The organism is Calyptranema fuscum S582 (assembly GCF_055793305.1).
Genome location: NZ_JBSLYH010000002.1, coordinates 151,937 through 164,680, shown reverse-complemented (window position 1 = coordinate 164,680; position 12,744 = coordinate 151,937). Strand labels below are relative to the sequence as shown.

The window sequence follows — 12,744 nt, the reverse complement described above, 5'->3', positions numbered from 1 at the left end:
GATCGCACGGCTAACAGCATGGCTTCTTTTCTTTCGGCCTCAGACCAAGGCTGGAGTTATGAACTGACGGTTGCTGAGGTTGAGGCAATTATTAACCGGATTGAAACGGGTGAACTAGAGTTAGCAGAAGTGTTTCAACAATTTGCGATCGCCGTTAAACAGTTGCATCAGTGCGAAGAATTTTTGACCCATCAACGCCATCAAGTTGATTTGTTAATTGAAACCCTCACTGACGAACCAGAGGATTTTTAGGTGCTGCTGATTTGGGCAATGAAATTTGGTGTGAGTGCGGCGCGGAGCGCCGCACTCACACCAAATTTCATTGTTGGATTAAGCAATGCCGATTTTTAAGCATCGGGGTTCCATACGCCATTGAGTTAGGAATTTGATGGGTGGAACAGCGTCGCGGAGCGACGCTGTTCCACCCATCAAATTCCTGGTTCTGAACCTGTAGCGATATGAAACCGAGTTTTGTTGCGGTACGGCGGAGCCGCACCGCAACAAAACTCGGTTTTTATTTTATTTCCTGTACCCTATAACCTGTAGCTCATTGGAATGGAGAAAAGGGATTTGAAGAATGCATCCATGCAGAATTTGTCGTCCCTGGTCTTAGGAACGATTGTTGCGATCGCGCTATTCATTGGCTTGAGTTCGTTTGTCATCATCAACCCTGGCGAAGCAGGAGTCCTGAGTATTTTAGGCAAAGCGATGGATGGTCCTTTACTAGAAGGCATTCATTTAAAACCCCCTTTAATCTCCCGCGTCGATGTCTATGACGTCACCGTACAAAAATTTGAAGTGCCGGGGCAAAGCTCTACCAAAGATTTGCAAGAATTGTCTGCCAGCTTTGCAATTAACTTTCGCCTGGATCCCGAACGAGTGGTAGATATTCGCCGCAAACAAGGCAGCTTGCAAAATATCGTTGCCAAAATTGTTGCCCCGCAAACCCAAGAATCCTTCAAAATTGCGGCTGCCCGCAGAACTGCCGAAGAATCGATTACTAAGCGTCCCGAACTCAAACAAGACTTTGACGATGCCCTCAGCGAACGGCTTGTGAAATACGGCATTTTAGTATTGGACACGAGCGTGGTCGATCTGAACTTCTCGAAAGAGTTTTCCAAAGCCGTTGAAGATAAGCAAATTGCCGAACAACGCGCCCAGAGAGCCGTATATATCGCCCAGGAAGCCGAACAGGAAGCCCAAGCCGACATTAACCGGGCACAGGGTAAAGCAGAAGCTCAGCGGCTGCTGGCTGAAACGTTGAAAGCCGCAGGGGGTCAGCTTGTCTTGCAAAAAGAAGCGATCGAAGCCTGGAGAGAGGGTGGGGCTCAGATGCCCAAAGTTTTAGTCTTGGGTAAAGAATCGGGTGGCATCCCCTTTTTGTTTAACTTGGGCAATTTTCAGGAGGAACCGTAACCAGCCGATCGGTAAAGAGTCAATATCCTGGGTCAAGAGTTCCAGTAGAGACGCGACGCATCGCGTCTCTGCAACCCATTAGATCTCTTGCAGATTAGTTTGGGCGGGGGCTTCGCCCCCGCCCAAACTAATCTCAGAACCTTAATTTGCAAGAGGTCTATTCATGAGTGGTGGAGACGGATCGAATATCGAGCACTCAATCGAGTATTCACAGGAGAAATTTTAAGTTTTGCTAGAAATCTGAGAATTCAGGACTCAGACGTCTATCGTGTCAGGCAACCCTGTAAAACAAGGGCGATCGCCCTGTAGAGAAAGAGCGATCGCCTGGAATCGTACAAATACCTTGCTTTAAGGCAAGGTTTAACTTACTTGTTCAAAAAGTCTTGACCTTGCTTGAGCGCATCTTGTCCGATGTTCTTGAACACCCAGAACAGCGCTAAACCGAGGGGCAAAACCACTAGTAAAAGACGCCAATCCATAACCTCACGAGCCTCCCTTTAAAGATTTATAAATAACTCTCATCTTGGTATCTATTTTGCGCTGAAGTTCCCGATTTTTCTAGACCTGTCTTTACATTTATTTACATTTTGTTATGACCCGTTCCCCAGATCGGTTGGCTAAGCAAACCCCAAATCCGTTCCCTTTCCGGCATGAACCAGCCCCAGTTTTTCGTACTTCCGCGCATGGTCGATCAACTCAGCGGCTTCTGGGTCTGAAATCTCTCGCATGACTTTAGCCGGAACCCCCACCACAAGCGATCGCGCTGGGACATCCTTCGTCACCACAGAACCAGCTCCAATCATGCTACCCGCCCCAACCCGCACCCCATTCAACACAATGGCACCAATGCCGATTAAACTACCGCGTTCAATATGGGCACTATGAATCACCGCTCGATGTCCAACCGTAACATGGTCTTCTAAAACCACTGGCAAATTTGGGTCGCAATGCAAGATTGCACCCTCTTGAATATTGCTATACGCACCGATGACAATGCGGTCTATGTCTCCCCGAAGTACCGCGTTGTACCAAATGCTGACCCCTACCGCCACCTCAACGTGCCCAATCACGGTGGCATTACATGCAACAAATGCTGCCTGAGATAAATCTGGAGGCAGCCAAAATGACGGTGGTTGCGATAAAGACGATTGAAAATTAGTCACCTTTACTCCTGTCAGATTTAGTAGAATGCTCGTAGAATGGGCATTGTTAAGTAACAGCTTTGTCTCTAGAAACTGCACTCGGCATTTCCAATGAATTACCGCAGGGCACGACCTGAAATGAGCTTAAGCGTGAAGTACCCCTGGTTATAATAGAGCCATTGGCGATGGCATACGGAGACTATGCTGGCAATAATTTCATGATGAATCCAGCCCTGCAATATCCTATTTTCGGACCTGAGATTCAGTGTCCACACTGTCGCCAAACGATTCCGGCGCTGACACTGACAGATACCTATCTGTGTCAACGACATGGCGCATTTGAAGCCAATCCTGATACTCAGGAGCTAATTCACCTCCAATCGGGGCGTCATTGGCGACAGTGGAATAACGAATGGTATCGTCAGCATACGCACCCTGACGGCATTCGCTTTGAAATTCATGAAGCCCTCGATCGGCTCTACACCCAAGGCTATCGGGCAACGAAAGTTGTGATCGCCCAGCGCTATCGAGATTTGATCAGCACCTATTTAGAACGCAGCACACCGTGGCGAGGGCAGTCAGATTCTTCTCGTCCCCGTTTGTATGGGTTGCCCGTGGAGTTTAGCCCCGATCCAGAAGATGAACCGTGCTGGAATGTGATCAACTTTGATCTGGATAAGGAACCTGGCGCACCCGTTCGATATCCCTATTTCCGCTTGTTTGAATAGTTTTAAGCACTCTTAATCAAATAAATCCTAGTGTTGCAAACACGAAATTTTGCAACATGGGGGTTTGGGGGCTACGCCCCCAAGAGGGGGTTTTACCCCCTCCACCCCCTCTAAAACTTTTAAGGTACTAGTTTTGTTGTGGCGCGGCTTCGCCGCGCCACAACAAAACTAGGATTTTATTAAACAGCAGATCATAAGTTTGAATACCTATGCATCACGCATCTATTCGCACGGCTAACATTCATCGGGCGATCGCTTTTTATGAATTGCTGGGGTTTACGGTTTGCGAACGGTTTACCGCTGGCATTACCCTTGCCTGCTGGATGGAAGGATTAAACGGACGAATTGAGTTAATCCAGGTTCCCCAACCTCGTGCGGCTGCCGATGCATTTGCTGATGAACACTACACCGGGTACTACCATTTGTCGTTTGACCTGACGGATACCACCGACGATCTGCCCACGTGGCTAGCGGCACTCCAGGCAACCTTTGATCAGGCTATTGCCAACGCTGAGGTCAACGCGGAGCAGCTCAAACCCCTCAAAGTTTTACTCCAACCCATGCAACAAATGATTGGCGATCGCATCTACGAAGTCGCCTTTATTGCCGATGCCGATGGGCTGCCATTAGAATTTACCCGCGTCATGGGGCAGCGATAATTTCCAAACGAAAGGCGCAGCATCGCCGCGCCTTTCGTCTCGTTGCCGCACATTACTCGGTTGGTTTTGAACGACTATCACTATGTCAACGGCTCAAGATTGATTTTCCTGATCAGAATCACCATGGATACAGGATAATGAAAGGGTTTTCATTGAAATTCTAATCCGCTCACACCTATGCGAACCCACTATTGCGGTCAACTCCGACCCGAACATATTGGAGAGACGGTTACCCTATTTGGTTGGGTCGATCGTCGCCGCGATCATGGGGGGGTGATTTTCTTAGACCTACGCGATCGCACTGGAATTGCCCAAATTGTTAGCGACCCAGAACGTACGCCGCATTCTTACACAGCAGCCGGTGATCTGCGAAATGAGTATGTTGTAAAAATTACAGGTCGAGTGAGTCATCGTCCTGAAGAGTCGCTCAACCCCAAACTGCCAACCGGGGAAATCGAAGTCTATGCCGATGAAATTGAGCTACTCAATGCCGTTCGCAAACAATTGCCATTTCAGGTGTCTACGGCTGAAGCCGATACATCAGTTCGTGAAGAATTACGGCTGAAATATCGCTATCTCGATCTGCGCCGAGAACGCATGGCACGAAATCTGACCCTGCGGCACGAGTTGATTAAAGCCATCCGGCGCTATCTCGAAGATGCTCAGGGCTTTATGGAAGTAGAAACTCCGGTCTTAACCCGGTCTACACCCGAAGGTGCGCGCGACTATCTGGTGCCCAGTCGAGTCAATCCCACGGAATTCTATGCCTTACCGCAATCGCCGCAACTGTTTAAGCAGATTTTGATGATTGCCGGGTGCGATCGCTATTATCAGATTGCCCGCTGTTTCCGAGACGAAGATCTGCGTGCCGATCGCCAACCCGAATTTACCCAACTGGACATGGAGATGAGCTTCATGAGCCGGGACGAAATCATTGATCTAAATGAGGGGTTGGTCTGCCATTTATTCAAAACCTTGAAAGGCATCGAAATTCCGCGCCCATTCCCACGTCTGAGTTATTTCGAAGCCATGGATCGCTATGGGTGCGATAAACCGGATACCCGCTTTGGGTTAGAACTGGTGGATGTATCGGATGTGCTTAAAGGATCTGGATTCAAAGTATTTGCGGATGCGATCGCCAAGGGTGGCATTGTCAAAATTCTCCCCATTCCTGGTGGCAACGAGGCAATTTCTAACGTTCGCATCAAACCCGGTGGAGATCTATTCAAAGAGGCTGCGGATGCTGGAGCCAAAGGGTTAGCCTATATTCGGGTGCGAGAAGATGGCGAGATCGACACCATCGGTGCCATTAAAGACAACCTCTCTGCTGAACAAAAACAAGAAATTCTCACTCGTACAGGGGCAAAACCGGGGCATCTCCTCCTGTTTGGTGCAGGAGATACAGCAACTGTGAATAAAACCCTCGATCGCTTGCGTCAGTGTTTGGGTAAAGAATTGGGTCTGATTGATCCCAAGCAAATCAATTTGCTCTGGGTACTTGATTTTCCCATGTTCGAATGGAACGCAGACGAAAAGCGACTGGATGCAATGCACAATCCTTTTTCTGCGCCCCATGCTGAAGATATGGCAGATTTAAAAACTGCCCGTTCTCAAGCCTATGACCTGGTCTATAACGGCTATGAAGCGGCGGGTGGCAGTGTGCGGATCCACCAACCCCAGTTACAAGCACAGGTGTTTGAACTGATTGGGTTATCAGACGAAGAAGCCCATGACAAGTTTGGCTTCTTTCTAGAAGCGTTTGAATATGGTGCGCCACCGCATGGTGGCATTGCCTACGGCATCGATCGCTGGGTGATGTTGCTGGCGGGTGAAGAGTCTATTCGAGATGCGATCGCGTTCCCCAAAACGCAGCAAGCTCGTTGTCTGCTGACCAATGCCCCATCAGAGGTTGACAGCAAGCAACTGAAAGAACTGCATATCACAACTGTGAAACCTAAGTCCTAAACCCCATGCTGTTAGAGGGCGATGGCGCAGCCATCGCTCTCTCTAACACAATTATGGTAAGACCTCGGGGAGGTAGGAGAGGTGCCCTCACGCAGGGGTGAAACTCCTGCACCCCGTCCGCACCCTGATGCATACCGCTATACAGGTTAATGCATCTGTGATCGTTAGCGATCGCGCCGGGATGATTGTGGCTATAGCCAGGGGAAAGGGATTCATTAAAATAAGACAGGGTTGAGGGAGCATCACTCCCTCAACCCTGTCTTATTTAGTTGGTTGGGGCAATTGCTACACGAGGAGATGAAGACAACTCCCCACATAGAGTTTGAGTCATAAAGATGGGCTATATACCTGGGGATACCGGCGTTTTGCCATTGTTAATGTATCCGTTCCAAAGTTGGGCAAGATCTTGCGCTTTTTGGTTCCAACCAGGCGTTACTTGATACATCCTGCGAGGCCGTCCTCGTCCTTCTACCTTCTTCCAATAGCCTGTTATTGCAGCAGCGTCCTCTAAAAACTTCAGCGCGCTGTACAAAACGGTATCGGATAGCCGATAGGTCGGATATTCATTTTCCAGGAGCTGGATCAATTCTGTTCCGTAGGAATCTTTACGCAATAGAACGTCCAGAACGTAGCAAACAGCCAGTTCTTTATTGAGATAGAACGGAGGAGGATTGCGAAAGAACTGGTAAATATCGTCGAGTGTTGTCATAGGAGTGTCAGCCAAACGATTCATCAATCAGGTTTTACTGGCAATGTTCCCGGTCGCTTGCAGGAAGAAGCTCGTCGCCAAATCCCTTTGCACCTGATGTGTCCGTTGAGTCCATTCAGTTTTGTAAACAAACTGAGAAACATAACCCTTGTAGAATTTTCGCTACAAGAATGTGAAATAGGCTACATCTCTAATAGATTCGGATAGACACAGTGGATTGCAACTCGTGGGAACGATAGAGAGTAGAGAGTAGTTAGTCTGGTCTATCTACCAAGCTTAACCTCTGTCGAAGACTTACAACCCCATCTTAAGGAAGAAATCTTTTGTCAGGGAAATATGATAGGTCTCCAGAATTGCTATCTACTTCAGTCGGAGATAGATTAACTATTACCGAACGATATTCCAATTTTAGACATTTCTTTGGGATTTCGTCTCCTATCATAGAAAATAATTTATCCTAACCTCAAATTTCAAGACCCAATTGGAAAGTTCAGCACGCTATTCTGTGATCCTCAGCCGAAACTTTGCTGGGGAGATAACGTCGCACACGCTCAAATCAGCTTGATTCAAAATGCGTTGATTCACAATCGTTCTATCACCATGAACGTCAAGCGATGCGTTGCTGAGCGGCAAAATTGCGGGTGATCCTACAGGATGCCCATCAACAATTCACAGGGAATTTTGCATTGATTTCTGCAAAGCGTTTCGATTAAATTTATTTGCCCTGAAAAAATTAAAATTCAAGGTGCGATCGCTTCTAATATCGATTGATAAAACCGTTTAGCCCGCGTTACTACTCACCAAACCATCGTCTGAACACCCCGAACTCGTTGAGCATTCGGGAGTAAACGCATGAGATACAAAGAAAGTTTGAGCAAACGAAGGACTGAGGAACAAGCAAGTTGACTAATTTGAAAAAACCATTAAAAACATCAAATTTTTGATCCCTGATAACTGTTTCATCCCCGGTCAGGCGCTAAGTTAAGATGACTGATCGACTTACAGTTCAATATAATTTTCTGGAAATATTAAGAATGTTGTAAATTATTTTTTTGCTTAATCGTTACTTCACAAAACAATCGGGCGATCGCAAGAGCATTCGCAATTTTACTTAGAAATATTCCGTAAATTCACTGACTTAACTATAGCCAGACGTTTGCTAATTGATTTTGGTTAAGCTTTGTCGCTGAAAGTAAATAAATAATTTTCAGCCTTATCCCCTCACCTATTTCAGTTAACTAAAAAAGCTCAATCAGTAATGCCATAGATGGAATAAAAATAGTTTTATACCAGGGCTAATCCGCTCTACAAAACTATCTCCGATTACGGAACTGAACCACCAAGTTTTATTCTTGAATAGATGAAAACATAGCAAGGCTGTCATCAGTTTGTGGCGGTGAGATGAGCGCAGCCCATCTCACCGCCACAAACTGGCTGGATATATAGGTTTACAGAGTCATAGCTGAGGGGTTAGAAGTTTATTTAGGTGTTTTAAAGGGACTGCGCTTCAATTTCTTGGCACGCTCTCTTTCTTTCTCTTTTTCGCGCTCGTATTCAATTTCTTTTAGCTTCTTCATGATTCGCCCGAAGTAGTCTTGCATATAAGCTTCCAGCGTTGTCATGTCTTTTGGATCTAACCCAAACACGGCATAGGTTTCATCCATTGAAGCCGTCAGGGGCTTACCAGAGGCGATCACTTCTGTAAACGACAGGCGATCGGCAATATTCAACGTCCACTGGAAGAAGCGGGCAATCCGACGGATCGAACGCAAGAGACCGATGGGCATTTTGGTGACTTTGGCATCTCGACCGGAGAGGCGTTCGCAAAGTCGGATGATTTCGTAAGCTTCCCAGGCACGCGACCCAACGACTGGAAAGGTGCGATTGGCAGTTTCAGGCACCTTAAGCGATCGCACGGCAAACTTAGCAATATCTTGGGTGTCCATATAGGCGATCGCCGATGTATTTCCCATGACCCAAACCGATTGTTTCTCTAAAATGGGAATGGCATATTGACTGATCAACCCTTGCAAAAAGCCAGCCGTCCGCAAAACGGTATAATTTAAGCCCGACTCTGCCAGATATTGCTCTGTACAGCGCTTAATTTCCATCAACGGCACATTCGGATACTTTTCAGCATCCAAAATTGAGAAAAACACGTATCGTTCTATCCCAGCCGCTTTTGCTGCCTTAATCAGATTGACTTTGCCGTCCCAATCGACCTGACGGATGCTGCGTGAGTCGGTTGGTCGCGTTGTTGCGGCATCGATCACGCCTGTCACACCTTCTAACGCAGGGGGCAGGGTTTCTGGATCGCACAAGTCACCCCCAACCAATTCGGCACCCCACTCTTTGAGAAAGGCTGCCCGTTTGAAACTTCGAACCAAACACCGCACTTCGTAACCCTCATCTAGTGCGCGACGAGTGATTTGCCTTCCTAAAGTTCCAGTAGCACCAACAACTAATATGCTCATGAGGGACTCAAAAACTAATTTATTAACTTTTTATAAGATACACCCTAATGCTCTCATAATTCCCCCCGGTTAAATTGAGAAAAAACTTTATATATCAACAAGATCTCAGTGATAAAGCTGACAACCCTATTTCATTCCGCAAAACCGCTCCAGACCGTTGATGTTGGTGAGGTTCCAGAAACGGTCATGATTTTTTGTGGCGCGGGCGACGCCCGCGCCACAAAAAATCATGACCTATGGCTCCATGCAATCCAGTTGGGACATCAGGGGGCGGTTGCCCCACGCAGGGGTTTCACCCCTGCACCCCGTCCTAACCCTAATGCGTACCACTATAAATACCACTACTCTCTAAACCTGGAAGTACGCAGAGTTTAATCTCCCCTGAAGGCTTTTTTCCCTGTTGTTTTGCGACTCCTACACTTCAGTATGCTTACGGAATCTCGCTGATTGCGTCTCGTTGGATGAACAGGTTGAAACGGTCAAAGCGATCGCTACATCTAAGAGATTTCACAGGGTTGAACGCATTCAAAAACTTTGCATGAACTTTATAAAAGCCGAATCGAATACGTATTTTTGACCAAGTCTTATGATACTCGTAGATCTCCTTATTCTGGTGTTGATAAGTTAGTGGGTGACCCCAGAAGAGGTATAAATTATGACGATGACCCTCGTAGCCGTGAACCGAAATGGTGCCAACATGTCGCTGTTCCAAAGCGATGGTAATGGCGGATTCACCGCACCCGTCTACATTCCCCTGGTTAGCCGATCAACTCCTTTCTCGGTTGCGGCTGGCGACCTTAATGGAGACAGTCTGACTGATATTTTCACTGTTAATCGGGGTCTCGGCAGCATTTCTGTATTGTCAAATAATGGTGTTGGCGGGTTTAGCTCTCCTGTCAACTATGCCGTTGGCTCTCAGCCCGTCCACATTATTACTAAAGATGTGAATGGAGATAATGTACTTGATGCTGTAGTTGCTAATAGCGGGTCTGCCAATATTTCTCTCCTCACCGGAAATGGATCGGGTGGCTTAAATACCCGAATAAATTACACTGCCGGTACACAGCCCTGGGAAATCGCGGTTGAAGATATTGACCACGATGGCGATCAAGATATGTTATCCGCGAATTCTGGTAGTGCAAATGTTTCTGTTTTATTAAACGATGGTCTGGGCGGGTTTTCGACACCAACCAATTACACCGTCGGTAACCGTCCCGAATCAATCGCCATGGGTGATCTCAATAACGACGGCAATCTGGATGTCGTTACCGGCAATGCAGGGGGTAACAACGTTTCCGTTCGCATGGGATTAGGTAATGGTACCTTCGATGTTCTGACTAACTATGCAGCGGGTCGGGCAGCTAGCCCAGTAGCACTTGGCGACTTAAATGAAGATGGTGCTCTGGATATTGTGGTCGGGAATACGCAAGCCAATACTGTTTCAGTGTTTCGCAATAATGGCAATGGCACATTTGCGACTCAAACGACGTTTGCAGTAGGAACTCAGCCTTATGATATCGTGCTGAAAGATACGACCGGAGATGGTCACCTTGATATTTTGTCTGCCAACTTTATGTCTAACAATATTTCGGTACTGGCAGGTCAAGGAAATGGTAGCTTTATTGCTCAAACGCCGCTGACGTCAGCAGGTGGGCCGGTAGATATGATATTTGCTGACCTGTAAAATATCCGCTGTGGTTACTCAACTCTTTTCAATCCATAGCTTAAGAAATTGATAGTTCTAAAAAAGTAATGATTTTTTGTGGCGCGGGCGTCGCCCGCGCCACAAAAAATCATCACATCAGTACCACACCAGAAATTTATATAGATTTACGGATTCCTGTTACACCTTGGGGTGTGGGTAGTGACCCACGCAAAGGTTCCACCCCTGCACCCCGTTCTAACCCCAATGCGTAGCGCTATGCCCCTGCACCCCGTCCTAAACTGAGAATTTATGGATTTCATAACCTGTAAGTTTGTGTTGTGGGGCTTATGTTTGGATTGCTTTTTAGTGAGGAATGAGCGATCGCTCTTCGGTGACAGGAAAACGGCGATCGCGATCGTGGGGCAGATCAAAGTCAATATCGGGACCCTTAGGGGCGATGCCATTGGGATTAATTTCTTTCAGCCCGACATAATAGATGCGTTTAACGTGGTCAACACTACACACGTCTTTGACGCCAGGTTGTTGGTAAAGGTCGCGGAAATAGTTCCACAGGTTAGGATAGTCGATCAATCGCCGCAGGTTGCATTTGAAGATGCCATGATATGCCAGGTCAAAGCGAAATAGGGTAGTAAACAAACACCAATCGGCTAAGGTAATGCGATCGCCACAGAGATAACGTTGATGGTTGAGGATCATTTCCCAATGATCTAACGCCTGGAATAGTTCGGTTACAGCTTCTTCGTAAGCGGTTTGACTGGATGCAAAGCCTGAGCGATAGACGCCGTTATTGATCGGTTGATAAATCGCATCAATCGTTTGTTCAATAATGGGTTGCAAAGTGTCGGGGTAAAACTCGCGATCGGGATGAGCCGCAACGGAATTGAACTCCGAGTTCAACATTTGGATAATCTGGCGCGATTCGTTATTAACAATGGTCTGAGTTTGCTTGTCCCACAACACCGGGACGGTAACACGTCCGGTATAGGTCGGGTTGGCTTTGACGTAAAGTTGCCAGAGGTAGTCGGCACCATTAACTGCATCGGGAATACAGCCTGGATAGTCAGAAAATTTCCAGCCATACTCGCTGAGCACGGGGTCCACAATCGATAGCCCAATGACGTGTTCCAGCCCTTTTAATTTGTAAAGTAGGGCAGTTCGGTGTGCCCAGGGACACCCCAACGAAATATAGAGATGATAGCGTCCGGCTTCGGCTCGAAAGCCACTGGAACCATCAGCAGTAACGTGCTGATGAAATTGGGTTGGCATCCGTCGAAACCGTCCGGTTTCATCGCGCTCTGTCCAGTCTTTATGCCATTGTCCGTCTACGAGTTGACCGAGAGCCATATCATTTATTCCTTCGACGATGGATAGTGGTAATCATGTCGTAATTTTTTGTAGCGCGGGCATCGCCCGCGCTACAAAAAATGGTGTTGCTCGTGTTGGGGATGACGTTGAAGGGTACGGTTCTCACACCCCGCTTATTGGCGATGTTTCAAATGTGTTGTTGATTTTTTGAAAAGCTCGCTCCGCGAGCTTTTCAAAAAATCAACAACACATTTGAAACATTACCGGAATTCGTACAAATCCAGAATCTTATGCAAGATTAAGTTAGGATCATAAAAACTTTGACGTAGGAAGTTCTGTTTGCTATGAGTAGTCCCGTTTCTCTGGTTGCAATGTCGGTTGTCTACTTCTTAAATATCTATTTTGCGATTATCATCGTCCGGGTTCTTCTAAGTTGGTTTCCCAACGTCAATTGGATGGATCCACCCTTCTCCTGGATTAGCCAGCTAACTGACCCTTACCTCAATATTTTTCGATCGGTCATCCCACCATTGGGAGGCATCGACTTTTCGCCCATTATCGCCATCTTTTTGCTTCAGTTTGTTCTTCAGTTTGTTACCCGTATCGTCTCTACGCTGGCTTTACCCGCTGCACAAGCCTATTTCTAAGAACCGATCTAAAAAGGAATTCGATGAGTTGGT

12 protein-coding genes are annotated in these 12,744 nt (G+C 47.0%); 7 read left to right on the top strand and 5 right to left on the bottom strand.

The window, feature by feature from the left end:
* The first annotated feature begins 18 nt into the window (after window positions 1–18).
* The gene (gene xseB / locus ACR6Z4_RS02215) at window positions 19–252 is read left to right on the top strand and encodes an exodeoxyribonuclease VII small subunit (RefSeq protein WP_479715723.1); all 234 of its coding nucleotides are present in this window, start codon (window positions 19–21) and stop codon (window positions 250–252) included.
* A 333-nt stretch (window positions 253–585) separates the two neighbouring features.
* Window positions 586–1,416 (top strand): prohibitin family protein, encoded by an 831-nt coding sequence (locus tag ACR6Z4_RS02210; RefSeq protein WP_479715575.1) that lies wholly within the window; start codon window positions 586–588, stop codon window positions 1,414–1,416.
* Between the two features lie 365 nt (window positions 1,417–1,781).
* Here ACR6Z4_RS02210 and ACR6Z4_RS02205 read toward each other — a convergent pair whose 3' ends face one another.
* Window positions 1,782–1,895: a photosystem II protein Y gene (locus ACR6Z4_RS02205; protein WP_479715574.1), complete on the bottom strand. Its 114-nt coding sequence runs from the start codon at window positions 1,893–1,895 to the stop codon at window positions 1,782–1,784.
* Between the two features lie 138 nt (window positions 1,896–2,033).
* Window positions 2,034–2,579 (bottom strand): gamma carbonic anhydrase family protein, encoded by a 546-nt coding sequence (locus tag ACR6Z4_RS02200; protein ID WP_479715573.1) that lies wholly within the window; start codon window positions 2,577–2,579, stop codon window positions 2,034–2,036.
* A 197-nt stretch (window positions 2,580–2,776) separates the two neighbouring features.
* Between ACR6Z4_RS02200 and ACR6Z4_RS02195 the strand changes: the two genes are divergently transcribed.
* The 3 genes from ACR6Z4_RS02195 (at window position 2,777) to aspS (ending at window position 5,910) form a co-directional block, all read left to right on the top strand.
* Window positions 2,777–3,286 carry a TIGR02652 family protein gene (locus tag ACR6Z4_RS02195; protein WP_479715722.1) on the top strand — a complete coding sequence of 170 codons (510 nt, stop codon included), beginning with the start codon at window positions 2,777–2,779 and terminating at the stop codon, window positions 3,284–3,286.
* A 209-nt stretch (window positions 3,287–3,495) separates the two neighbouring features.
* Window positions 3,496–3,945: a VOC family protein gene (locus ACR6Z4_RS02190; protein WP_479715572.1), complete on the top strand. Its 450-nt coding sequence runs from the start codon at window positions 3,496–3,498 to the stop codon at window positions 3,943–3,945.
* 177 nt (window positions 3,946–4,122) lie between these two features.
* A complete protein-coding gene (aspS, locus tag ACR6Z4_RS02185) occupies window positions 4,123–5,910 on the top strand; it encodes an aspartate--tRNA ligase (RefSeq protein ID WP_479715571.1) in 1,788 nt (595 codons plus the stop codon).
* 340 nt (window positions 5,911–6,250) lie between these two features.
* Here aspS and ACR6Z4_RS02180 read toward each other — a convergent pair whose 3' ends face one another.
* Entirely contained in the window at window positions 6,251–6,619 is a 369-nt protein-coding gene (locus ACR6Z4_RS02180; protein WP_479715570.1) for a PadR family transcriptional regulator, read from the bottom strand.
* Window positions 6,620–8,097: 1,478 nt separating this feature from the next.
* Window positions 8,098–9,093 carry an SDR family oxidoreductase gene (locus ACR6Z4_RS02175; RefSeq protein ID WP_479715569.1) on the bottom strand — a complete coding sequence of 332 codons (996 nt, stop codon included), beginning with the start codon at window positions 9,091–9,093 and terminating at the stop codon, window positions 8,098–8,100.
* 655 nt (window positions 9,094–9,748) lie between these two features.
* On the opposite strand from ACR6Z4_RS02175, the gene ACR6Z4_RS02170 reads away from it, so the two are divergent.
* On the top strand, window positions 9,749–10,777 hold the full coding sequence (locus tag ACR6Z4_RS02170) for an FG-GAP repeat domain-containing protein (RefSeq protein WP_479715568.1): 1,029 nt from the start codon (window positions 9,749–9,751) through the stop codon (window positions 10,775–10,777).
* 324 nt (window positions 10,778–11,101) lie between these two features.
* Here ACR6Z4_RS02170 and ACR6Z4_RS02165 read toward each other — a convergent pair whose 3' ends face one another.
* Window positions 11,102–12,103 (bottom strand): glutathione S-transferase family protein, encoded by a 1,002-nt coding sequence (locus ACR6Z4_RS02165; protein WP_479715567.1) that lies wholly within the window; start codon window positions 12,101–12,103, stop codon window positions 11,102–11,104.
* 305 nt (window positions 12,104–12,408) lie between these two features.
* Between ACR6Z4_RS02165 and ACR6Z4_RS02160 the strand changes: the two genes are divergently transcribed.
* The gene (locus ACR6Z4_RS02160; RefSeq protein WP_479715566.1) at window positions 12,409–12,711 is read left to right on the top strand and encodes a YggT family protein; all 303 of its coding nucleotides are present in this window, start codon (window positions 12,409–12,411) and stop codon (window positions 12,709–12,711) included.
* The last annotated feature ends 33 nt before the right edge of the window (window positions 12,712–12,744 follow it).

Bases quoted from the DNA above. Each gene is read 5' to 3' on its own strand.
- xseB (WP_479715723.1), top strand. From the start codon at position 19: ATGGCTTCTTTTCTTTCGGCCTCAGACCAAGGCTGGAGTTATGAACTG.
- ACR6Z4_RS02210 (WP_479715575.1), top strand. From the start codon at position 586: ATGCAGAATTTGTCGTCCCTGGTCTTAGGAACGATTGTTGCGATCGCG.
- ACR6Z4_RS02205 (WP_479715574.1), bottom strand. From the start codon at position 1,895: ATGGATTGGCGTCTTTTACTAGTGGTTTTGCCCCTCGGTTTAGCGCTG.
- ACR6Z4_RS02195 (WP_479715722.1), top strand. From the start codon at position 2,777: ATGATGAATCCAGCCCTGCAATATCCTATTTTCGGACCTGAGATTCAG.
- ACR6Z4_RS02190 (WP_479715572.1), top strand. From the start codon at position 3,496: ATGCATCACGCATCTATTCGCACGGCTAACATTCATCGGGCGATCGCT.
- aspS (WP_479715571.1), top strand. From the start codon at position 4,123: ATGCGAACCCACTATTGCGGTCAACTCCGACCCGAACATATTGGAGAG.
- ACR6Z4_RS02180 (WP_479715570.1), bottom strand. From the start codon at position 6,619: ATGACAACACTCGACGATATTTACCAGTTCTTTCGCAATCCTCCTCCG.
- ACR6Z4_RS02175 (WP_479715569.1), bottom strand. From the start codon at position 9,093: ATGAGCATATTAGTTGTTGGTGCTACTGGAACTTTAGGAAGGCAAATC.
- ACR6Z4_RS02170 (WP_479715568.1), top strand. From the start codon at position 9,749: ATGACGATGACCCTCGTAGCCGTGAACCGAAATGGTGCCAACATGTCG.
- ACR6Z4_RS02165 (WP_479715567.1), bottom strand. From the start codon at position 12,103: ATGGCTCTCGGTCAACTCGTAGACGGACAATGGCATAAAGACTGGACA.
- ACR6Z4_RS02160 (WP_479715566.1), top strand. From the start codon at position 12,409: ATGAGTAGTCCCGTTTCTCTGGTTGCAATGTCGGTTGTCTACTTCTTA.